The sequence below is a fragment of the Pseudomonas sp. BN415 genome (genome assembly GCF_029871195.1).
GTDB lineage: Bacteria > Pseudomonadota > Gammaproteobacteria > Pseudomonadales > Pseudomonadaceae > Metapseudomonas > Metapseudomonas resinovorans.
This window is the reverse complement of record NZ_SSOK01000071.1, coordinates 1-20874: the sequence shown is the minus strand read 5'-3', so window position 1 is coordinate 20874 and position 20874 is coordinate 1. Positions and strand designations below refer to the sequence as shown.

General features: G+C 64.1%; 21 protein-coding genes. 13 read left to right on the top strand and 8 right to left on the bottom strand.

From position 1 onward, the window contains the following. Positions 1–121: 121 nt before the first annotated feature. From E8F20_RS27260 to edd, 4 genes are all read right to left on the bottom strand, one after another. Positions 122–1537: an ATP-binding protein gene (locus tag E8F20_RS27260; protein ID WP_280286537.1), complete on the bottom strand. Its 1416-nt coding sequence runs from the start codon at positions 1535–1537 to the stop codon at positions 122–124. A gap of 4 nt (positions 1538–1541) precedes the next feature. Next, complete coding sequence (locus tag E8F20_RS27255; RefSeq protein WP_028630341.1) at positions 1542–2273, bottom strand: response regulator; 732 nt, start codon at positions 2271–2273, stop codon at positions 1542–1544. Between the two features lie 119 nt (positions 2274–2392). Then, the gene (locus E8F20_RS27250) at positions 2393–3361 is read right to left on the bottom strand and encodes a glucokinase (RefSeq protein WP_280286536.1); all 969 of its coding nucleotides are present in this window, start codon (positions 3359–3361) and stop codon (positions 2393–2395) included. Beyond that, positions 3358–5184 carry a phosphogluconate dehydratase gene (gene edd / locus E8F20_RS27245; protein WP_280286535.1) on the bottom strand — a complete coding sequence of 609 codons (1827 nt, stop codon included), beginning with the start codon at positions 5182–5184 and terminating at the stop codon, positions 3358–3360. Before edd ends, E8F20_RS27250 begins: the two co-directional genes overlap by 4 nt. Positions 5185–5544: 360 nt before the next feature. Between edd and E8F20_RS27240 the strand changes: the two genes are divergently transcribed. From E8F20_RS27240 to E8F20_RS27230, 3 genes are all read left to right on the top strand, one after another. Next, positions 5545–5691, top strand: a complete 147-nt coding sequence (locus E8F20_RS27240) for a hypothetical protein (RefSeq protein ID WP_280286534.1) — start codon at positions 5545–5547, stop codon at positions 5689–5691. Between the two features lie 64 nt (positions 5692–5755). Next, on the top strand, positions 5756–6181 hold the full coding sequence (locus E8F20_RS27235) for an organic hydroperoxide resistance protein (RefSeq protein ID WP_280286533.1): 426 nt from the start codon (positions 5756–5758) through the stop codon (positions 6179–6181). Positions 6182–6378: 197 nt separating this feature from the next. Continuing rightward, the gene (locus E8F20_RS27230) at positions 6379–6696 is read left to right on the top strand and encodes a heavy metal-binding domain-containing protein (protein WP_280286532.1); all 318 of its coding nucleotides are present in this window, start codon (positions 6379–6381) and stop codon (positions 6694–6696) included. A 1-nt stretch (position 6697) separates the two neighbouring features. Here the strand turns inward: E8F20_RS27230 and E8F20_RS27225 are convergent, their stop codons facing one another. From E8F20_RS27225 to E8F20_RS27215, 3 genes are all read right to left on the bottom strand, one after another. Then, a complete protein-coding gene (locus E8F20_RS27225) occupies positions 6698–8173 on the bottom strand; it encodes a lytic transglycosylase F (RefSeq protein ID WP_280286531.1) in 1476 nt (491 codons plus the stop codon). Positions 8174–8204: 31 nt separating this feature from the next. After that, positions 8205–9029 (bottom strand): polyphosphate kinase 2, encoded by an 825-nt coding sequence (gene ppk2, locus E8F20_RS27220; RefSeq protein WP_280286530.1) that lies wholly within the window; start codon positions 9027–9029, stop codon positions 8205–8207. Positions 9030–9179: 150 nt separating this feature from the next. Next, the gene (locus E8F20_RS27215; protein ID WP_280286529.1) at positions 9180–10577 is read right to left on the bottom strand and encodes a cytosine permease; all 1398 of its coding nucleotides are present in this window, start codon (positions 10575–10577) and stop codon (positions 9180–9182) included. A gap of 348 nt (positions 10578–10925) precedes the next feature. Between E8F20_RS27215 and E8F20_RS27210 the strand changes: the two genes are divergently transcribed. The 5 genes from E8F20_RS27210 to E8F20_RS27190 all read left to right on the top strand — a co-directional run bounded on the left by E8F20_RS27210 (position 10926) and on the right by E8F20_RS27190 (position 15352). Then, the gene (locus tag E8F20_RS27210) at positions 10926–11411 is read left to right on the top strand and encodes a flavin reductase family protein (protein ID WP_280286528.1); all 486 of its coding nucleotides are present in this window, start codon (positions 10926–10928) and stop codon (positions 11409–11411) included. A gap of 497 nt (positions 11412–11908) precedes the next feature. Then, complete coding sequence (locus E8F20_RS27205; RefSeq protein WP_280286527.1) at positions 11909–12952, top strand: LLM class flavin-dependent oxidoreductase; 1044 nt, start codon at positions 11909–11911, stop codon at positions 12950–12952. A 68-nt stretch (positions 12953–13020) separates the two neighbouring features. Then, entirely contained in the window at positions 13021–13179 is a 159-nt protein-coding gene (locus E8F20_RS27200; protein ID WP_274801613.1) for a hypothetical protein, read from the top strand. Between the two features lie 125 nt (positions 13180–13304). Next, positions 13305–13991 carry an isochorismatase family cysteine hydrolase gene (locus E8F20_RS27195; protein ID WP_280286526.1) on the top strand — a complete coding sequence of 229 codons (687 nt, stop codon included), beginning with the start codon at positions 13305–13307 and terminating at the stop codon, positions 13989–13991. A 5-nt stretch (positions 13992–13996) separates the two neighbouring features. Next, positions 13997–15352, top strand: coding sequence for a cytosine permease (locus tag E8F20_RS27190; protein WP_280286525.1), 1356 nt, complete (start codon positions 13997–13999; stop codon positions 15350–15352). A 247-nt stretch (positions 15353–15599) separates the two neighbouring features. Here the strand turns inward: E8F20_RS27190 and E8F20_RS27185 are convergent, their stop codons facing one another. Further along, positions 15600–16268: a LuxR C-terminal-related transcriptional regulator gene (locus E8F20_RS27185; protein ID WP_280286524.1), complete on the bottom strand. Its 669-nt coding sequence runs from the start codon at positions 16266–16268 to the stop codon at positions 15600–15602. Between the two features lie 174 nt (positions 16269–16442). Here E8F20_RS27185 and E8F20_RS27180 point away from each other — a divergent pair, with 174 nt between their 5' ends. The 5 genes from E8F20_RS27180 to E8F20_RS27160 all read left to right on the top strand — a co-directional run. Continuing rightward, positions 16443–16970 carry a dimethylamine monooxygenase subunit DmmA family protein gene (locus tag E8F20_RS27180; protein WP_280286523.1) on the top strand — a complete coding sequence of 176 codons (528 nt, stop codon included), beginning with the start codon at positions 16443–16445 and terminating at the stop codon, positions 16968–16970. Continuing rightward, positions 16967–17896, top strand: coding sequence for a PDR/VanB family oxidoreductase (locus E8F20_RS27175; protein WP_280286522.1), 930 nt, complete (start codon positions 16967–16969; stop codon positions 17894–17896). The genes E8F20_RS27180 and E8F20_RS27175 overlap by 4 nt, the downstream gene beginning before the upstream one ends. Positions 17897–17913: 17 nt before the next feature. Then, positions 17914–18930, top strand: coding sequence for a DUF3445 domain-containing protein (locus E8F20_RS27170; protein ID WP_280286521.1), 1017 nt, complete (start codon positions 17914–17916; stop codon positions 18928–18930). 41 nt (positions 18931–18971) lie between these two features. Then, positions 18972–20102, top strand: coding sequence for an aminomethyltransferase family protein (locus E8F20_RS27165; RefSeq protein ID WP_280286520.1), 1131 nt, complete (start codon positions 18972–18974; stop codon positions 20100–20102). A 35-nt stretch (positions 20103–20137) separates the two neighbouring features. Beyond that, positions 20138–20874, top strand: a 737-nt coding sequence (locus E8F20_RS27160) for a formyltetrahydrofolate deformylase (RefSeq protein WP_280286519.1), incomplete at its 3' end; no start/stop codon positions are given.

Sequence of the window (20874 nt, the reverse complement as noted above, 5' to 3'; positions counted from 1 at the left end):
TGCGCTTGCCTGCAGTCTAACCACGGCCTTCAAGCCCGCGGGTAACAAAGGGATAGTGGATGGTCACGGGGTGGTTACAAAACTCGGGCTGACTCCCTCTCCCTCCGGGAGAGGGAGAAAATCAGGCCTGCCTGGGCAACCACAGCGTCACTCGCAAGCCGCCTTCACGCAGATTGCGCAGGCTCAGTTCTCCGCCATGGCTGTGCGCCAGATTCCGCGCGATGCCCAGCCCCAGCCCATAGCCCTGCGTATGGCCGGCCAGGCGGAAGTGCGGCTCGAACACCTGTTCCAGCTTCTGCTCCGGCACGCCGGGGCCTTCGTCGTCGACATGCAGCACGAAGGCGTCGTCGCTGTCTTCTATCTGCAGGTGCGCGCGCTCACCGTATTTCAAGGCATTGTCCACCAGGTTGCCGATGCAGCGACGCAGGGCCAGGGGCTTGCCGGGATAGGACGCACTCGCTTCCCCTTCGAGCGTCACCTGGCCGGAGCCGAGGTAGGGCTCGATCAGCCCGTGCAGCAAGTGATTGAGATCCACCGGCTCGATGTTCTCGTGGATATCGGTGTCCTTCACGCACTGCAGCGCGCCCTTCACCAGCAGTTCCAGTTCATCCAGGTCACGGCTGAACTTGGCCTGCAGTGTCTCGTCCTCCAGCAGCTCCACCCGCAGGCGCAGTCGGGTGATGGGGGTACGCAGGTCGTGGGAGATGGCGCTGAACAACTGGCTGCGTTCGCTGAGGTAGCGACTGATGCGTTCGCGCATGCTGTTGAAGGCGCGGCTCACGTCGGCCACTTCGCTGCCACCGGCTTCCTGCAGCGGTTCCACTTCCGCCCCCAGGGACATTTCCCGTGCGGCCCTGGCCAGACGCTTCAGCGGGCGGCTCTGCCAGTGAACCAGCAGGCCGATGAACAGCAGCAGGAACGAGCTAGTGAGGAGGATGAACCACAGCTGCTGGGTGGGCAGGCCCTGGTCTTCCAGCGTGGCATAGGGCTCGGGCATCAAGGATGCGAGGTACAGCCATTCGCTGGGCCCGATCTGGATCTGGGTGACCAGGATGGGCGGATTCACCGGTTCCAGGGTCAGCGCGTAGTGAGCCCAGGAGCGCGGTAGTTCATCGAGCTTCAGGCCGCTGTTGAAGATGCGCAGATCGTCCGGATTGACGAAGTGCAGGGACAGGTCCACCTGCTTGCCCAGCCGTTCACGCAGCACCGCTTCCACCTCGTCGAGCACCGCGCGCTTGCGCGGGGTTTCCGGCAGCACGCGCATCTCCAGCGGCTTGTCGTTGAGGGACACGAAGAAGCGCGTGCCGCCCATGGAACGCAACTGATCCAGCACCATGGGGCGGTAGCCGATGGGCAGCGAGCGGATGTAGCTGACGCTGGCGACCATGGATTGCGCCAGGCTGCGGGCGCTGGTGAGCAGGCCTTCCATCTGGCTGGCGCGCAACTGCGAGACCCAGATGACGCTGGACAACGCCTGGGCCAGCAGTACCACCAGCAGGGTGAGAAACAGCATGCGCCCGAGCAGCGAGCGCGGCATCAGCCTAAGCATGGTGGTGCGGCGTCACCTGCGCCGCCAGCAAGTAGCCCGCGCCGCGCACGGTGCGGATCAGCCGTGGCGCCTTGCCCGTGTCACGCAGGCGTTGGCGCAGGCGGCTCACGGCCATGTCGACGATGCGCTCCAGGGGCATCACCTCGCGGCCACGGGTGGCGTTGGCGATGGTGTCGCGATCGAGGATCTGCTGCGGGTGGTCGAGGAAGAGCTTCAGCAGGGCGAAGTCGGCGCCGGAAAGGATCACCTCCTCGCCGTCCAGGTGGAACAGACGATGGCTGATCATGTCCAGGCGCCATTCATCGAAGGCCAGCACCTCGACCACCGCACGCTCCTGACCAAAACCGACGCGACGCAACAGGGCCTTGATCCGCGCCAGCAGCTCGCGGGGGCTGAAGGGTTTGCCGAGGTAGTCGTCGGCGCCCAGCTCCAGGCCGATCACGCGGTCGGCTTCGTCGGAGCTGGCGGTGAGCATGATGATCGGCACCTGCGCGAGGCGCTGATGGGCGCGCACCCAACGACACAGGCTGAAGCCGTCTTCGTCGGGCAGCATCACGTCGAGTATCACCAAGTCCGCCGCTTCTTCACCCATGGCACGACGGAAGCCGTCGCCATCGGCCACGCTGCGTACCTGGAAGCCAGCGCGGCTCAGGTAGGTTTCTAGCAGTTCGCGAATCTCCTGGTCGTCATCCACCAGGAGAATGGATTTTCCGGATTGGCTCACAGTGGCCGTCCTTTGTTGTTATCGACACGCTCGTTTTCGAACACGGCGGTAGGGTGGGTCGGGCGGCATTCCGCGAGCCTGCATAACCCACCGCTGGGGTTGATGGGTTTCGCCGCGCTCTACGCCATCCTACGGAATGGCGACTGTTGCAGGGCGACGCCCGCGCCTTCCAGGCCGGGGTACTCAGCTGTCACCAGCCACACGGGGATGCCTTCGAAATAACCGCTCATGCAGCCCTTGCTGGCGAAGGCGCGGGCGAAGCCGCTCTTCTGGAAGAAGGCTGCGAAGCGCGGCACCACGCCGCCGACTATATACACACCGCCACGGCCGCCAAGGGTCAGCACGTTGTTACCGGCCACTCGCCCAAGCCAGCCACAGAACAGGTCCAGCACTTCTTCAGCCAGCGGGTCGCCCGCCAGCGCCGCCGCACTCACTTCCGCAGGCGAAGCCAGGCGCGGTGCATGACCGTCCACGGCACAGACCGCACGATAGAGCTGTAGCAACCCATTGCCGCTGAGCACGTTCTCGGCGCTGACATGACCAAGCTGGCCGTGCAGTTGCTGCCAGAGGGTTGCCTCGCGCAGGTTGCCCACCGGCAGGTCGACATGTCCGCCCTCCCCCGGCAACGCCTTCCAGCGCCCTTCGCCCAATGGCAGAAGGGTGCCGACGCCCAGGCCGGTGCCCGGGCCGATCACCACCGCCGGACTGCCCGGGTCGGCGACGCCGGGACAGATCTGCAGCTTTTCGTGCTCGCGCAGGCGGGTCATGCCCAAGGCCATTGCGGAGAAGTCGTTGATCAGCAGCAACTCCTCCACCTGCAAGGTGCGGCAGAAGGCCGAGCGGCTCAGGCGCCAGTGATTGTTGGTGAAGCGGAAGTGCTCGCCACTCACGGGCCCGGCCACCGCCAGGCAGACGGCACCCAGACTACCCAGCGCCAGGCCGAGGCCGGCGAGGTAGTGACTGATGGCCTGTTCCGGACCGGCGAAGTCGGCGGTGGCCAGCACGCGCACAGACTCGAGTTTTTCGTCGCGCCAGAGTGCGAAGCGCGCATTGGTACCGCCAATGTCTCCGACCAGCGCCAACTTCACTTCAAGCTCTCCAGGTTGCGGGTGAAGGCACTGGCACCCTGCTCGGCACTGCTGAAGGATTCGCGCATGAAGGCAAAGAGTTCGCGCCCCGTTCCCACGTTCGCTTCGAGGTCCCAGGGTGCCAGCTCGCGGGCGGCGAATTCGGCGGCATCCACCACGACTTCCAGCGTGCCGGTGGTGCCATCTACGCGAATCAGGTCGCCGTCGCGCACCCGTGCCAGCGGCCCGCCGTCGAAGGCTTCCGGGCAGACGTGGATGGCGGCGGGAATCTTGCCCGAGGCGCCGGACATGCGCCCATCAGTGACCAGGGCCACCTTGAAGCCACGGTCCTGTAGCACACCGAGGAAGGGGGTCATCTTGTGCAGCTCGGGCATGCCATTGCTGCGCGGGCCCTGGAAGCGCATCACCGCCACCAGGTCGCGGTCCAGCTCACCGGCCTTGAAGGCATCGGCCAGCGCCTGCTGGTCATGGAAGACCCGCGCCGGGGCCTCGACCACCTGGTGCTCCGGTGCCACGGCGGACACCTTCATCACGCCTCGACCGAGATTGCCCACCATCACGCGTAGACCACCTTCCGGCGAGAAGGGCGTAGAAACCGGGCGCAGGATGGATGCGTCCAGACTCGTGCCCGAACCTTCGCGCCACACCAGCGTGCCGTCCTCCAGGAACGGCTCACGGGTGTAATGGCGCAGGCCGCGCCCCATGACAGTGTTGACGTCTTCATGGAGCAGGCCGGCATCGAGCAGCTCGCGCACCAGGAAGGCCACACCGCCAGCGGCGTGGAAGTGATTGATGTCGGCCTTGCCGTTGGGATAGACGTGGGCCAGCGTCGGCACCACCTCGGAGAGATCCGCCATGTCCTGCCAGGTGAGCTGGATGCCCGCCGCCTGGGCGATGGCAGGCATATGCAGGGTGTGGTTGGTGGAACCACCGGTGGCGTGCAGGGCAACGATCGAGTTGATCAGCACACGCTCATCGACGATTTCGCCAATGGGCACGAACTGCCCGCCCTGCTTCGTCAGGCGCGTGACCTGGCGCGCCGCCTCCACGGTCAGTGCCTCGCGCAGCGGGGTATTCGGGTTGACGAAGGAGGCGCCCGGCAGGTGCAGGCCCATCACTTCCATGAGCATCTGATTGGTGTTGGCGGTGCCGTAGAAAGTGCAGGTGCCGGGGCTGTGATAGGCCTTCATCTCCGACTCCAGCAGCTCATCGCGGCTGGCCTTGCCCTCGGCGTAGCGCTGGCGCACTTCGGCCTTTTCCTTGTTCGACAAGCCCGACGGCATGGGCCCGGCCGGCACGAAGATCGACGGCAGGTGGCCGAAGCGCAGCGCGCCCATCATCAGGCCGGGGACGATCTTGTCGCAGATACCGAGGAACAGTGCCCCATCGAACATGTTGTGCGACAGCGCCACCGCGGTGGACATGGCGATCACTTCGCGGCTGGCGATGCCCAGCTCCATGCCCGGCTCCCCCTGGGTGACGCCATCGCACATGGCCGGTACACCGCCGGCCACCTGGCCCACCGAACCGATGTCGCGCAGGGCCTGGCGGATTTTTTCCGGGTAGTCCTCGTACGGCTGGTGAGCCGAGAGCATGTCGTTGTAGGCGGTGACGATGGCCACGTTGGCCGAATCCATCAGGCGCAGGCGCTGCTTGTCGCCACCACCGCAACCGGCCACGCCATGGGCGAAGTTGGCGCATTGCAGCTTGCCGCGCTGCGGCCCATCGCTGGCCGCCTTGTGAATCATCGCCAGGTAGCGCTCGCGGGTTGCGCGGCTGCGCTCCACCAGGCGTTCGGTTACCTCAAGTACGCGGGGATGCATGGATTCGACTCCAGGTAGCGGGTGAATTTGTTTTTATACAAACCACAATACTGCCAATTCGATTAAAAATTCACTAGGTAATTCAAAATATTTTGTTATTACAACAACAAAATCAAAGAGACCCGCTCTCAATCATATAGACCACCGACTCGGGCCGGGCCCGCAGCATAACGCCCGCCCCGCTCCGCCACCTATTCCACTCATGGCGCATTCCAGAGGCTTATGTCTTTTCTGATTTGGCACTAGAACGAAATGCTCTAAAAATTAACTTGCACGCAAAATAACTCAGCAGTAAATTCTGTCTCACCAACTTACTTAGCACGCAAAACATTAACGAACCAACTACATCGGAGAATCGCCATGAAAGCCCTGATCACCTTCACCGCCATCCTCGCGTTTTCCTCCACCAGCTTCGCCGATACCGGGAGCAGCGAGCAGAAAAGCAGCGGCAACGGCAACGGCAGCGGCGCCCAGTACCCGGAATGGCTGATCAACCACGACGGCTGATCCAGATAACCCCGACCACTCACGCACACCACGCAATCCAAACCGGACTGAAAAGGAAACCATCATGAGCATCGAAAACGTTCTCTACCGCGCCTACGCAGAAGCCACCGGCGGCCGTGACGGCCGCGCCATCTCCTCCGACGGCGTACTCGACGTCAGCCTCACCACCCCGCGCGAGCTGGGCGGCGCCGGCGGCGAAGGCACCAACCCCGAGCAACTGTTCGCAGCCGGCTACTCGGCCTGCTTCCTCGGCGCACTGAAGTTCGTCGCCGCCCGCGACAAGCACAAGCTGCCGGCCGAGACCTCCATCGAAGGCATCGTAGGCATCGGCGCCATTCCCACCGGTTTCGGCATCGAAGTGGAACTGCGCATCGACATCCCCGGCCTGGACCGCGAGGAAGCCCGCGCCATCGTGGACAAGGCCCACATCGTGTGCCCCTACTCCAACGCCACTCGCGGCAATATCGACGTGACCCTGACCCTGGTCTGAGTCGCACCACCGACAAGGGCGGGCATCCCGAAAGGGGGGCCCGCCCTTTTTTCGGTGGCTGGAAATCCAGCCGTAGGAACGCGCTTGCTCGCGAAGGATCGAGCGCGGGCTGTTCGCGAGCAAGTCCGCTCCTGCACAGTTCTAGTTGAAATCACCCCCTACACTGAACGCACTTCAAACCCGCCAAGGAGTGCAACATGATCTTGTCCACTACCCCCACCCTCGAAGGCCGGACCATTCGTGAGTACAAAGGCATCGTGGTCGGCGAAGCCATTCTCGGCGCCAACGTGTTCCGCGACCTGTTCGCCGGCATCCGGGACATCATCGGCGGCCGCTCCGGCGCCTATGAAAAGGAACTGGCCAAGGCCCGCGAAATCGCCTTCGAGGAATTGTCCGAGCGCGCAGAAAAGCTCGGTGCCAATGCGGTGGTCGGCATCGATATCGACTACGAGGTTGTCGGGCAGAACGGCAGCATGCTGATGGTGAGCATCAGCGGCACTGCCGTGACCCTCTGAGTCAGGACTTACGGGCCTTCGCCATCTCCTTGTCACGGGCGAGCTTGTAGGCCACGTAGTACTTGTAGATGTTGCCGACGTAATCGACCGTCTCGCGCCCGACCAGGCGCGCAGCGGCGTGCTCGACGTTGCCGAACCAGACGTTCTTGTCCAGGCCGGACTTCTCCGCCAGGCGGCGGAACTTGCGCAGGTTTCCCGGCCCCGCGTTGTAGGCGGCGAACGTCATCAGGGTGCGGTTGAGCGGCGTCAGCTCGGGGTCGTTCAGGTACTTGTCGGCCAGCAGGCGCATGTACTTGCTGCCGGCCTCGATGTTGCGGTCGGCGCTCTTGTCGATTTCCTCGATGGCCACGTTGGGGTCGGCTGCGGTGCTGGGCAGCAGTTGCATGACCCCAACCGCGCCACGATGGCTGCGCGCCTCCTGGTTGAGCTGGGACTCCTGAAACCCCTGCGCCATGAGCATCAGGTAGTCGAAGTCGTAGGTGCCGGCGTGTTTTTCGAACAAGCCCACCAGCGCGGCGAAGCGTGCCAGTTCCTCCTCATCGGTGGCGTCGAAGAGCGCCTTGCTGTTCTTCACATACTTGTTGCGCAGGCTGTTACCGAACGAGGTCCCCAGCTTGTGAGTCTTGACGAACCCATCCAGTGCCTTGAGGAGCTGCGGACTCTCTTTGCGGATGGCCCAGGCGAGCTGGATGTCGTCGCGGACGGGCATGTCCACATGGATATCCAGGTCGACGAGTACGCTCTTCCAGGTCTCGGCGATGTAACGGTCCACCACTACGGCGTTGATCAGGCCGGCATTGACCATCTCCAGCAGGTCCTCGGACTCCAGGTTCTCGTCCGCCGGCTTGATCACGATGGGCTCCAGTCCCTTTTCCCGGAAGCTGGCGTTGAGTTCGATCAGGTGCTCGTAGTAGCTGCTGGATGGCCGCACCATCACCTCCTTGCCCGCCAGGTCCTCCAGCTTCTCGAGCTTCACGCTCTTCGGCCCGGTGACCACCACTTCGCGCACACCACTGGCGAACGGGGCGGTGAAGTCCACCGTTTGCTGGCGCTTGTCGGTGATCGACAGACCACCGGCGGCAATGTCCCCCTCCCCGTTCACGAGTTTGGAAAGCAGCTCACCACGGCCGACTGGAATGAACACCACACGCCACTGCAGGGACTTGCTCTTGTGGGGGTACTTCTTGTTCAGCCAGTTCTCCAGCGCCTTGCCAATCTCATAGGCGATACCCCGCTGGCGTCCCCGGTCCACTGCGAAGAAGGTCTTGCTGTACGGCACCAGGATGCGCACCAGGCGGCGCTCGCGCATGGCCTCGAAGTCCCCTGTCCAGGCCTTGGGCAAGGGGAGCACCAAGGCATCCACCTCGGCTTCCTCGGCCTTGCTCAGTTCGGCGCTGGGCAGCTCCTCAGCCCAGGCTCCCCGCACCAGCATCAACAGGGCCCACACCAGCAACAGCCAGCAGCGCATCGATTTCATGACATCCACCTTCGCCGCCCGGTCTGCGGCTTCAGAAGACTTCGTCGACCATGCGGAACGGATAGGGGGCAGCCTTGTACTTGCCGAGCTTGCCGCGCTTGGGCAGCTCCACTTTCTGCTCTCGGGTCAGATCCTTGTAAGGGATCTGCTTGAGCAGGTGGCTGATGATGTTCAGCCGCACGCGCCGCTTGTCTTCGGAATGCGCCATGTACCAGGGCGCCCAGGATGAATCGGTGGCGGCGAACATCTCGTCGCGGGCACGGGTGTAGTCGTCCCATCTGGCGTAGGACTTGAGGTCCATGGGCGACAGCTTCCAGATCTTGCGCCCATCATCGATGCGGTCCTTGAGACGCCGGGTCTGCTCCTCGGCGCTCACTTCCAGCCAGTATTTGATCAGGATGATTCCGGACTCGACCATCATCTTCTCGAACAGCGGCGTCACCGCGAGGAACTTGCGCGCCTGCTCCTCGGTACAGAAGCCCATGACCCGCTCGACGCCAGCGCGGTTGTACCAGCTGCGATCGAAGATCACGACTTCGCCGGCCGCCGGCATATGGGCCAGATAGCGCTGGCCGTACATCTGGGTCTTCTCTCGATCAGTGGGTGCAGGCAGCGCCACCACGCGGAACACGCGGGGGCTGACCCGCTCGGTGATGGCCTTGATGGTCCCGCCCTTGCCGGCGCCATCACGCCCCTCGAAGACGATGCACACCTTGAGTCCCTGGTCCACCACCCACTGCTGGAGCTTCACCAGCTCCACGTGCAGGCGCTTGAGTTCGCTTTCATATTCCTTGCGACCAAAGCTTTCGCGCTCCACCGTCGCACCGGCGGCAGCCTTCTTCTTGCCCTTTGCCATGACCTGCTCCACTCCTGGGGGAATCCGATCATTACAAGCTAGCTGAGCATTGGCATCTTGCAGGGCGAAACGGCAGGCGACGCCCCGGAAAGCGGAACGCCCCGGCCTGCCAGGCAGGTAGGGGCGTTCCACGAGAACGGACTCAGACGGTCATTCGGCCAGGCTCAACGCCCCCGTCAGCACCTTCTTGCCGCGGGTGGCCAGGCAGTAATACAGCGGCGCGGTCACCAGCAGGCCGGCCAGCCAGGACAGGTCGACGCCTTCGATGTAGTTGGCGTAGGGCCCGACGTAGAGCGCGGTATTGGCAAACGGCAGTTGCACCAGGATGCCGATGAAGTAAGCGGTGATGGCATGCGGGTTGAAGCGTCCGTAGATCCCGCCATCGGCCCTGAAAATCGAGGCAATGTCGTACCGGCCGCGCTTGATCAGGTAGAAATCCACCAGGTTGATGGTGGCCCAGGGCACCAGGACCAGCAGCAGCGCCAGGATCAGCCCGATGAAGTGGGAGATGAAGTTGGCCGAGGCGCTCAGGGCCATCAGGCAGCAACCGGCCAGCACTACGGCCGACAGGACCACCCGCACGCGGATGCTCGGCGTCCAGCTGCCGGCGAAGGTCTGGATCGAGGTGACGATGGACAGCACCGCACCGTATAGGTTGAGCGCGTTGTGACTGATGATGTTGAGCAGGAACAGCACCATCAGCAGCGGGCCGAGCACGCCGGTGGCCTGCTTCACCGCCGCCATGGCCTCGGTGCCTTCCGGGGTCGCCAGCACGGCCACCGCGCCGAAGCTGAAGGACAGGATGGTGCCCAGGCAGGCGCCGAAGTAAGTGGCCCAGAACGGCTTGGCGATACCAATGCTGGCCGGCAGGTAGCGGGAGTAGTCAGAAACGTAGGGCGAGAAACTCAGCTGCCAGATGATCCCCAGGCAGATGGTCGCCAGGAAGCCCGACAGGTTGAAGCCGCCACGGCTGAAGAAATCCGCTGGCAGCTCACTGCAAAAGATGGTGATGAAACCGGCCAGCAACGCACCGCCCATCACCCAGGTGCCGATGCGGTTGAGGGTGTGGATGAAGCGATAGCCGATCACACCGATCGCGGTGGCACTGATGGCGCCAATGATGATGGCCGCCGGCAGCGGCACCGCTGGCGCGATACCGTGGATCGACTCGCCGGCCAGGACGATGTTGGAAATGAAGAATCCGACATAGATGACCGCCGCGAACAGGACGATCAGCAGCGCCCCATAGCGGCCGAACTGGCCCCGGCTCTGGACCATCTGCGGGATGCCCATCTGCGGTCCCTGGGCGGAGGCCAGCGCAATGAAGACGCCGCCAACCATATGCCCCAGCACGATGGCCAACAGGCCCCAGAGCAGGTCGAGGTGGAACACCTGGACCACCATGGCCCCGGTGACGATCGGCAGTGGTGCAATGTTGGTGCTGAACCAGAGTGTGAACAGGTCGCGGGCCTTGCCATGACGCTCGGCGGGCGGCACATAGTCGACGGTATGGTTCTCGATCAGCGTCTGCTGGGAATTCTCGGACATCGTCTTGCCTTGCTTATTGTCTTTGTAGAAAGCCACGAAGGGCGCAATCGGGTCCTGTGACGACGACGTCAACCGCCCAAATGCGAACACCATATTATGGTATTCCAAGACTCAGACAAGGGTATTTTAGAATCAGAACTGTACTGAAAGCTGCCCTGATTCTTGCTGAAACGTTCAACCTTTTTCCGCTACACGCCCGTATTTATTGGCCTCCAGCGGATTTCCCCCGCGTTCGTCGGCCTGCGCGCGGCTGTGGGAAAAATCTGCTTGCATTGAAGGTATTACGGTATACCATCAGACATAGATGCGCTGCCGGTCGCAGCCACTTGCTCCCGATAGGTACCCGAAATGATCGACACCAATGCCTACAAACAAGTCATGGGCTCCTTCCCTTCCGGCGTCACTGTCATCACCACCCTGGATGACGACGGCCAGATCGTCGGGCTGACCGCCAGCGCCTTCAGCTCCCTGTCCATGGATCCGGCCCTGGTGCTGTTCTGCCCCAACTACAGCTCCGACTCCTATCCGGTGCTGATCAAGAGCAAACGCTTCGCCATTCACCTGCTGTCCGCCGAGCAGCGCGACGAGGCGTACGCCTTCGCGAAGAAGGGCAAGGACAAGGCCCAGGGCATCGACTGGACCCTGAGCGACCTGGGCAACCCGATCCTGGCCAATGCCACCGCCATCATCGAATGCGAGTTGTGGCGCGAATACGAAGGCGGCGACCACGCCATCCTGGTGGGTGCCGTGAAGAACCTGATTGTCCCCGAACAGGACGTGATCCCGATGATCTACTGCCGCGGCAAGATGGGCGCGCTGCAGGCCTTCGCCTGACATCAAGTTGATGTGTGCTTTGATTCCCGCCCCCTTGATTGGGGGCTTTTTTTCGCCCTCGCACCGGGCGTTTTTCTAGGGGCGAATTCATTCGCTATGTCTGCGTTAGCTGTTGCACGAGATTTACCATCGGTCCAAGAGCCTTGTAGGAGCTGGCTTGCCAGCGAAACGGGGCTATTCGCTGGCAAGCCAGCTCCTACGGGCAATACGGCTTCCTGCAACACGTAATGCAGGCAGAGCCAATTCATTCGCCAAGCAGGACGCAGTCCTGCCGGGAAGAAGCCCAACACCTGCGGACATACCGCCCGTTGGGCGTGAGGCAACCACGGGGCCATCCTTGCCGGGTAGTTGTTCTGGCGGAAAGACCTTGCAGATATTCCGTATTATGGTATACCAATATTCAGCAAGCCGCCCAACAGGTCAGAAGCCCCTGGCGGCGTCACCCCACCGCAGCGGCCGCTCCGTGGCCACGCAGAAAAAGGTTCGAGGTAAGCGACATGAAATTCTCTTTGTTCGTGCACATGGAGCGCTACGACGAGCAGATCAGCCACCGCCAGCTCTTCGAAGATCTGACCGAGCTGACGCTGATGGCCGAGGCCGGCGGATTCAGCACGGTCTGGATCGGCGAACACCATGCAATGGAGTACACCATCTCGCCGAGCCCCATGCCGCTGCTCTCCTACCTGGCCGCCCGCACCACGACCATTCGCCTGGGCGCCGGCACCATCATCGCGCCCTTCTGGCACCCCATCCGCGTCGCCGGTGAGTGCGCCCTGCTGGACGTGATCAGCAATGGCCGCATGGAAGTGGGCCTGGCCCGAGGCGCCTACCAGTATGAATTCGACCGCATGGCCGGCGGCATGCCCGCCACCAGCGGCGGCCAGGCCTTGCGCGAAATGGTCCCGGTGGTGAAAGCCCTCTGGCAGGGGGACGTTGCCCACGACGGCGAGATCTGGAAGTTCCCCACCTCCACCTCCTCGCCCCGGCCGCTCCAGAAGCCCACGCCGCCGATGTGGATCGCCGCGCGCGATCCGGACTCCCACAACTTCGCCGTGGCCAATGGCTGCAACGTGATGGTCACCCCGCTGATGAAGGGTGACGAAGAAGTGGTGGACCTGAAGAACAAGTTCGAAGCAGCCCTGGCCAACAACCCGGACGTGCCGCGCCCGCAACTGATGGTGCTGCGTCATACCCACGTGCACAGCGTGGACGACCCGGAAGGCTGGAAAGTCGGCGCAGCCGCCATCTCGCGCTTCTACCGCACCTTCGATGCCTGGTTCGGCAACAAGCAAACCCCGGTCAACGGCCTCCTCCCGCCGAGCCCGGAAGAGAAGTTCAAGGACCGCCCGGAGTTCGAGCTGGAGAACATCCGCAAGAACACCATGATCGGCACCCCGGAAGAAGTCATCGCGCGTATTCGCCACTACCAGGAACTGGGCGTGGACGAGTTCAGCTTCTGGGCCGACAACAGCCTCTCCCACGCCGAGAAGAAGCAGTCCCTGGAACTCTTCATCAAGCACGTGGTGCCGGCTTTCCGCTAAAGTCCGCCGCTGGCAGCCGGATCGGGCGATCCGGCTGCCATTTACCTATCCACAGGTGGTCGAACGCCATGCACAAGACTGGCCTCACCCTCTGCACCCGCAAGCCACTGCCCGGGGCCGCCATGGCCTATCTGCGCGGCAAGTGGACGCCCGCCCATCTCTTCCTCAAGCGCCTGCGCTCTTCCGTCACGGCCAAGCAGAACGGCTTCTGGCAGATAGTCCGCTGACCAACTCTCAACGCTGAACTTCGCCCGCGTCCGACGTCTCACCGCCCGACCAAGGCGCCTCCGTGCGCCTGGACGATGCGGTTCGCGGCCGCGTACTCATGGCTGAACAACAACAAGAGTTGCTCATGAACACAGACAGCGCCTGCCTGGTTATCGACATGCAGCAGGAGGATGGTTTCCCCCTGCATGACCTGCACCGGGTCATCGACAACAACGCCGAACTGCTCGCAGCACTGCGCGGCATCGACATCCCCATCATCTACACCCGCCACATCAACGCGGCGGACGGCAGCGACCTGCCGCCCGGCGAGCCGCTGGACAGCGCCGGACGCCCGCTCAGCTACTGCGCCGGCACCCGCCAGGTGGCGATCATCGAGCGCCTGGCGCCCCGCCCCGGCGACCGGGTGATCGACAAACCGCGCTACAGCGCCTTCCACCGAACCGACCTGGACCGGCAATTGCGCGAACTGGGCGTGAAGCGGCTGATCGTCAGCGGTGTACTCACCGACGCCTGCGTGCTGGCCACGGTGCTGGACGCCTTCGCCCTGGGCTACGGCGTCGACCTCATCGCCGACGCCTGTGCCAGCACCACGGAAGCGGCACACAGCGCCGCCCTGCTGATCATGGCCAACTGGGTCTACTCCATCGAGATCTACGCCACCGCGCAGTACCTCAAGGCCCTGGACGGTGAGCCCCACCGGTCCTTCCGCCCGACCGAACCCGACCAGTTCGCCCACCGCCCCGACCAGTTCGTCGCCACCATCGCCCGCTTGCAGACCGCGCTCGGCCTGCCGCGCCGGAATCAGGAGTGATCGCCATGCACGTCGAGAAAAGAAGCATCGATTTCATCCCCGAAAACGAACGTCACGGCCAGCCGGCGTCGCTGTTCTACATCTGGTTCGGCGCCAACATGAACATCACCACCATCGCCTCCGGCGTGCTGCCGGTAATGCTCGGCCTCAACCTGTTCTGGAGCGCCCTGGCGATCATCCTCGGCTCGCTGATCGGGGCCATCTTCATGGCCTCGCACTCGGCCCAGGGACCGAAGCTGGGCATCCCGCAGATGATCCAGAGCCGCGCCCAGTTCGGGGTGATAGGTGCCGTGCTGCCGCTGCTGTTCGTGATGCTCATCTACCTGGGTTTCTTCGTCAGCAATACCCTGCTGGCGGCCCAGGCCATCGCGTCGGTCAGCCCGCTGGACGGCGATGCCAACATCTACCTGATCGGCGCGTTGTGCTTCCTGGTGGCGCTCTATGGCTACCGGCTGATCCACCGCCTGCAGAAGGTGCTGTCGTGGCTTTCGCTGCTGGTCTTCCTGATCGCCACCGTCATAGCCCTCAGCCTGCCGATCCCGGAAGGCCAGTGGTCGCTGGCGGGTTTCTCGCTGTCGAAGTTCCTGGTGGCGGTGAGCATCGCGGTCACCTGGCAGCTGTCCTACGCACCCTATGTCGCCGACTACTCGCGCTACCTGCCGAGCTCGACGCCCATGTCGCGGGTGTTCTGGTACAGCTACGCCGGCACGGTGGTGGGCGGAGCCTGGATGATGATCCTCGGCGCCGTGCTTAGCGTTGCCATCAGCGGCTTCTCCGACAACGTCGGCAGCCATCTGGCCCTGCTGTTCGGCGTCGCCGCGCTACCGGTGTTCGCCTTCATCCTCTACGGCCAGGTGGCGATCAACGTGTTCAACCTCTATGGCGCCTTCATGTCCACGGTGACGGTGATCGAGCCGTTCTCGCGCCTGCGCGTCACGCCTGCCGTGCGTGGGCTATTCATGCTGGCCATCAGCGTGATCGCCACGGCCTTGTGCACCATCAGCCAGGACAACTTCATCAGCTACTTCCTGAACTTCATCTTCTTCATGAGCTACTTCCTCATCCCATGGACCGCCATCAACCTGGTGGACTATTACTGCCTGAGGAAAGGGGATTACTGCGTACCGGACATCTTCGACCTGAACGGCCGCTACGGTCGGATCAACGGGGTGGCCTGCGGCAGCTTCCTGCTGACCATCCTGCTGGAGATTCCCTTCATGAACACCACCCTCTACGTCGGTCCCATCGCCCAGGCACTGGATGGCGTCGACCTGGCCTGGGTGGTGGGATTGCTGGTGCCGGCACTGACCTACTACTGGGCAATGCGCCGCAGCCTGGCGCGCGACCTTCAGCTTTTATAGCAACGTAGGATGGATCGGGCGGCGTTCCGCGAGCTTGCGGTACCCATCGCCCCTCCGCCGATGGGTATCGCTTCGCTCAACCACATCCTACAAAAGCGCCCCTCGTGCAGTCCGTAGGATGGGGCGGGTGGCGTTCCGCGAGCTTGCGAGCCCCATCGCCCCTCCGCCGATGGGTATCGCTTCGCTCAACCACATCCGACAAAAGCGCCCCTCGTGCGGCAGGTAGCCCGGATCCAATCCGGGCTACCTACTCGTCGCGGCGCTCGAAGATCGCACCCTCGATCCCCAGCACTTCGCCCGAACTGGAGTACACACCCACTCCGGTCTCCCAGACATTCTTGATGCGCCCATCGGCGCAGCGGATGCGGTAGCTGAGCTGGTAGGGCTCGCGCTTGAGCAGCGCGCATTGCACGCAGTACCAGATGTAGTCGGCGTACTCGTCGAGGATCAGCGAGCCGTAGCTGTGCTCGGGGTCGCGGGTCAGGTATTCAGCCGTGTAGCCGGTGAGGGTCAGGCAGCCGGCGCTGACGTATTCCATGTACCAGGTGCGATCGTTGTCGCCCCGGTAGATCAGCCCCGGTAGTTCATCGAGCAGCCCCGGAGCGGGCGGATTCGGTGCAGGCGCAGCCGGGCCCGCACCCTCGCAGTGCAGCGGGACATCGTCCACCCTGGCCCAGGAGGCACTGCTGCGGTGGACCCGGGTGGCCAGTTCCAGACGCGAGTGCAGACGGAATTTGCGCAGCAGGTTGCGCACGTAAATCTTCACCGTCCCGTCGCTGATGCCCAGTTCCCGAGCAATCTGCTTGTTGCTCAGCCCCGAGGCGATCAGCGACAGGGTCTGCCCTTCGCGCTCGGTCAGCTCATCGGCCGAAGGCACCGGCGGCGCGGCGGACGGTAACAGACTGGCGTTGTGCATCCCTATCCTCCTCCGGTGGTCGCCTCTGGGTTGGCAAGTCCCCAGAAGCAGCAACTTCCATGCCTCCGCAAGGGCACTACCCCTTTTGGCATACCTCCTCCTGCGGATTGAGCGCCGATTCCCAAAGAGAAAATATTTTCTCCACGAGGAAACAGGCGAATCCGCGAGGACACCATGAACACCACTGCAACCGACCACCCGTTCAGCGTGCCGCGCTACCCCAGCGGCCAGCCGAGCCTGACAGCCACCGCGCACCTGCTGGTGACCCAGGGCACGGGGCGGGATGACTGCGTCGCCCTCGCCGCGCAGCTGGGCCAGGCCCGGCTGACCCACCTGGCCCTGCCGGACTTCCCCAACCTCGCCGCCCTGCAACTGGTCCTGAGCACCCAGTTGAAGGATGCCCGCGTCGGCCTGCGCCTGGACCTGCGGGGCGACGAAGCCTTCGTCTGGCCGCTGCACGCCCTGGCGCGGGCCGCTGGCCTGCAAGCCGACGAAATTCTCATAAGCAGTAACCCGGACGGCACCCGCCGGGTGTTCTGCGTGCACTGCGCCACCTGCCAGCCGGCAACGAGCGCCGGGCACCTGACCTGTGCCCAGTGCGGCGTAGTGCTGGAGGTGCGCCGTCACTTCTCGCAGCGCCTGGGTGCCTACCTCGGGGTCTGCGCCGATGCCGACCAGCCCTACCAGGAGGTTCGCCCATGAGCGCCCTGCTCGACGTCCGCGTTGCCGCCATCCGTGAGCTCACCCCGGTGATCCGCGAATACCGCTTCGAAGCACTGGCCGGCACATTGCCGGGGTTCTCGGCGGGCAGCCACGTGCAACTGCACCTGCCCAACGGCCGGCGCAATGCCTACTCGCTGCTGAGCGACCCCGCCGACACCCGCCAGTACCGCATCGCCGTGCGCCAGCAGGACGCCTCGCGGGGCGGTTCGCGCTACCTGCACCAGCACCTGAAGGTCGGCGACCGCCTGCGCCTGTCGCCACCGGCCAACCTCTTCCCGCTGCACGGAGAGGCACGGGAGCACATCCTGGTGGCCGCCGGCATCGGCATCACCCCCTTCATCGCCTACGGCCAGGAACTCCTGCGCCGGGGCGCCGACTTCGAGCTGCACTACGCCTACCGCGCCGGCACCAGCGACGCCTATGTCGAGGAACTGCGCCAGCAGTTGGGCCCACGCCTGCGCGAATACATCGGCGGCCAGCACCGCCTCGACCTCGCCAGCCTGCTGCAGGGCCGCACGCTGGGCACCCACGTCTACGCCTGCGGCCCGCAATCGCTGCTGCTGGACCTTCAGGAACAGGCCACCGCCCAGGGCTGGAGCCCGCGCCGCGTGCACTGGGAAGCCTTTGCCGCGGCGGAGCCCGGCCAGCCGTTTCGCGTCGAGCTGGCGCGCAGTGGCCAGCAACTGGAAGTGGCGGCGGACGAAAGCCTGCTGGAAGCCCTCGAAGCCGCCGGCGTGGAGGTGCCCAACCTCTGCCGGGGCGGAGTCTGCGGCCAGTGCCAGACGCCCTGGCTGAAAGGCGACGTGGAGCATCGCGACCACTTCCTCAGCGCCATCGAGCGCACCAGCAGCCTGATGCCCTGCGTATCGCGCGGCTGCGGCAGCCCGATCCTGCTCGATATCTGACCCCGGAGACGCCCCCCATGACCCTGACCTTCAAACCGCTGGAGAGCTACCGGGAAGACTTCAGCTTCCGCAACAGCCCGGCCGCCATCGCCCGCTTTCCCTTTCCCTTCCCGGAAGACCAGTACATGTACTCGGTCAACCTGGAGCCGGCGGTGTCCCGCGATCCCGGTTCGGTGTTCGAGCACTGCTTCGACGTCGACGAGCACTACATCTCGGAAATGGCCGAACGCGCCCGCGTGCTGGAACTGGACCCGGACCGCTGCCTGGTGATGCCGCACATGGCCCAGGCCGCCTGGGACACTCTGGAAATGCTGATGGAGCACCTTTCCCGCGACTACCCGCAGCACTTCCGCCTGACCCGTGACGGCACGGCCTGGCACTGGCAGAACCTGGCGCTGGGCATCGACCAGCACTTCACCTACGGCGACCCGGCCACACTGCCCTGCGAGCCGCTGGAGTACATCACCCGGCAAATGCAGGGCGACTTCGCGGTGCTCGACCAGCGCGACGGCGACCTCTACATGGACGCCGGCATGGTCACCTGCCCGGCGGACTGGTCGCTGCGCTTCGACGCCGGCATGAGCTTCAAGCAGTGGCACTCGCCAGTGCCCATGGCGCACCAGATGGGCGTGTTCGACCGCGCGCTGAAGTACCTGCTGAACATACAGGTCGGCCAGCCGGTGCGCCGCCTGAACTGGACCCTGACCATCAACCCGCGCCTGGACACCTCGCCCGAGACCTACCACGAGTGGGGCAACGATCGCGGCAAGGTCACCCCGGAGAACGTCGGCCGCCTGGTGCACCTGCGCGTCGAGCTGCAACTGATGGCGCGCCTGCCGCGCTCCAACGCGCTGCTGTTTGGCATCCGAACCTACCTCATCAGCCTCGATGAACTGGTCAGCAACCCGGCCTGGGCGCAGCGCCTGCACCGGGTGATGCGCGACCTGCCCGATCCCATCGCCGATTACAAGGGCATCACCCGCTACCGCCAGACGCTGGTGGACTGGCTACGCCGGTTCGACACCGACGCCTGACGCATCACGCCATAGAACAACCACGACAAGAGGATTCCCCCATGGCTCACTCATGGCGCATCAGCGCGCTCCGCGAACGCCACCTGGCACTTGGTTCGAACCTGGAAGACTGGAACGGCATGGGCACCGCCTGGACCTATGCCAGCGACCTCGCCGACCACCACGAGGCCATCCGTACCCGCGCCGGGCTGATGGATGTGTCCGGCCTGAAGAAAGTGCACTACGTCGGCTCGCATGCCGAAAGCCTGCTGGAATACGCCACCACCCGTGACATCAGCAAGCTGTATCCGGGCAAATCGGTCTACGCCTGCATGCTCGATGAAGACGGCAAGTTCATCGACGACTGCATCGTCTACCGCACCGGCCCCAACGCCTTCATGGTGGTGCATGGCGCAGGCTCGGGCCACGAAGTGCTGATCCGCTCGGCCCAGGGCCGCCAGGTGGCGGTGCTGTTCGACGACGACCTGCACGACCTGTCCCTGCAAGGGCCTCGCGCCGTGGACTTCCTCGCCGAGCATGTGCCGGGCATCCGCGACCTGCCCTACTTCCACCACACCCAGACCAAGCTGTTCGACCGCCCGGTAATGATTTCCCGCACCGGCTATACCGGCGAGCGCGGCTACGAGATCTTCTGCAAGGCCGCCGACGCCCCAATCATCTGGGACGGCATCCTGGAGAAGGGCAAGGACCTCGGCATCATCCCCTGCGCCTTCACCGCGCTGGACTGGCTGCGGGTGGAGAGCTACCTGCTGTTCTTCCCCTACGACAACTCGCAGATGTACCCCTTCGCCGACCAAAAAGCCGGCGACACCCTGTGGGAACTGGGCCTGGACTTCACCGTATCGCCCGGCAAGCAGGACTTCCGTGGCGCCGGCGAGCATTACCGGCTCAAGGGTCAGGAGCGCTTCAAGATCTTCGGCGTGCTGCTCGACGGCCATGTCGCCGCGCAGAACGGCGACACCCTCTGGCACGAAGGCCGCCAGGTCGGCGTCATCACCTGCGCCATGTACTCGCGCCTCACCGAACGCTCCATGGCCATCGCCCGCGTCGAGCCACAGATCGCCGAGCAGGGGGTGCCCCTGGAAGTGCGCGGCAGCCTCAGCGTGAAAGCCATCGCCCACACATTGCCGTTCGACGACCCCGAGAAAAAGAAGCGCACCGCCAAGGGCTGAGCGCGCCGCTACTTGCCTGCACGAGAGCAACCGACATGAATCACTTCATCCTCAAGATCAGCTGCCCGGCCACCTCCGGCATTGTCGCCGCGGTCACCACCTACCTCGCCGGACGGCAGTGCTACCTGAGCGAGCTGGCGCAATTCGACGACGAGTACACCGGGCGCTTCTTCATGCGCGCGGTGTTCCGCTTCAACACTGGCGCCAAGCCGGACATCGACGCCCTGCGCCAGGGCTTCGATGACGTTGCCGTGCCCTTCGAGATGGACTGGGAGCTGTTCGAAGGCAACCGCCCCATGCGCGTGCTGCTGATGGTGAGCAAGTACGACCATTGCCTCACCGACCTGCTCTACCGCCACCAGAAGGGTGAGATGGACATGCAGATCACCGCCATCGTCTCCAACCATCTGGACCTGCGGCCGATGGCCGAGCGCGAAGGCATCCGCTTCATCTACCTGCCGGTGACCCGCGACACCAAGGCCCAGCAGGAAGCCGAGCTGATGAAGATCGTCGACGAAACGCAGACGGAACTGGTGGTCCTGGCCCGTTACATGCAGATCCTCTCCGATGACCTGTGCAAGCAACTCTCGGGGCGCGCGATCAACATCCACCATTCCTTCCTGCCCGGCTTCAAGGGCGCCAAGCCCTATCACCAGGCCTACGAGCGCGGCGTGAAGCTGATTGGCGCCACCGCGCACTACGTGACTTCGGACCTCGACGAAGGCCCGATCATCGAGCAGGAAGTCCAGCGCGTGGACCACGCCTACCTGCC

Excerpts from the sequence above, each read along its gene's own strand:
- E8F20_RS27180 (WP_280286523.1), top strand. The coding sequence starts at position 16,443 with ATGAACACCACTGCAACCGACCACCCGTTCAGCGTGCCGCGCTACCCC.
- E8F20_RS27195 (WP_280286526.1), top strand. The coding sequence starts at position 13,305 with ATGAACACAGACAGCGCCTGCCTGGTTATCGACATGCAGCAGGAGGAT.
- E8F20_RS27215 (WP_280286529.1), bottom strand. The coding sequence starts at position 10,577 with ATGTCCGAGAATTCCCAGCAGACGCTGATCGAGAACCATACCGTCGAC.
- E8F20_RS27260 (WP_280286537.1), bottom strand. The coding sequence starts at position 1,537 with ATGCCGCGCTCGCTGCTCGGGCGCATGCTGTTTCTCACCCTGCTGGTG.
- E8F20_RS27240 (WP_280286534.1), top strand. The coding sequence starts at position 5,545 with ATGAAAGCCCTGATCACCTTCACCGCCATCCTCGCGTTTTCCTCCACC.
- E8F20_RS27170 (WP_280286521.1), top strand. The coding sequence starts at position 17,914 with ATGACCCTGACCTTCAAACCGCTGGAGAGCTACCGGGAAGACTTCAGC.
- E8F20_RS27235 (WP_280286533.1), top strand. The coding sequence starts at position 5,756 with ATGAGCATCGAAAACGTTCTCTACCGCGCCTACGCAGAAGCCACCGGC.
- E8F20_RS27210 (WP_280286528.1), top strand. The coding sequence starts at position 10,926 with ATGATCGACACCAATGCCTACAAACAAGTCATGGGCTCCTTCCCTTCC.
- E8F20_RS27225 (WP_280286531.1), bottom strand. The coding sequence starts at position 8,173 with ATGAAATCGATGCGCTGCTGGCTGTTGCTGGTGTGGGCCCTGTTGATG.
- edd (WP_280286535.1), bottom strand. The coding sequence starts at position 5,184 with ATGCATCCCCGCGTACTTGAGGTAACCGAACGCCTGGTGGAGCGCAGC.
- E8F20_RS27205 (WP_280286527.1), top strand. The coding sequence starts at position 11,909 with ATGAAATTCTCTTTGTTCGTGCACATGGAGCGCTACGACGAGCAGATC.
- E8F20_RS27190 (WP_280286525.1), top strand. The coding sequence starts at position 13,997 with ATGCACGTCGAGAAAAGAAGCATCGATTTCATCCCCGAAAACGAACGT.
- E8F20_RS27185 (WP_280286524.1), bottom strand. The coding sequence starts at position 16,268 with ATGCACAACGCCAGTCTGTTACCGTCCGCCGCGCCGCCGGTGCCTTCG.
- E8F20_RS27200 (WP_274801613.1), top strand. The coding sequence starts at position 13,021 with ATGCACAAGACTGGCCTCACCCTCTGCACCCGCAAGCCACTGCCCGGG.
- E8F20_RS27165 (WP_280286520.1), top strand. The coding sequence starts at position 18,972 with ATGGCTCACTCATGGCGCATCAGCGCGCTCCGCGAACGCCACCTGGCA.
- E8F20_RS27230 (WP_280286532.1), top strand. The coding sequence starts at position 6,379 with ATGATCTTGTCCACTACCCCCACCCTCGAAGGCCGGACCATTCGTGAG.
- E8F20_RS27175 (WP_280286522.1), top strand. The coding sequence starts at position 16,967 with ATGAGCGCCCTGCTCGACGTCCGCGTTGCCGCCATCCGTGAGCTCACC.
- ppk2 (WP_280286530.1), bottom strand. The coding sequence starts at position 9,029 with ATGGCAAAGGGCAAGAAGAAGGCTGCCGCCGGTGCGACGGTGGAGCGC.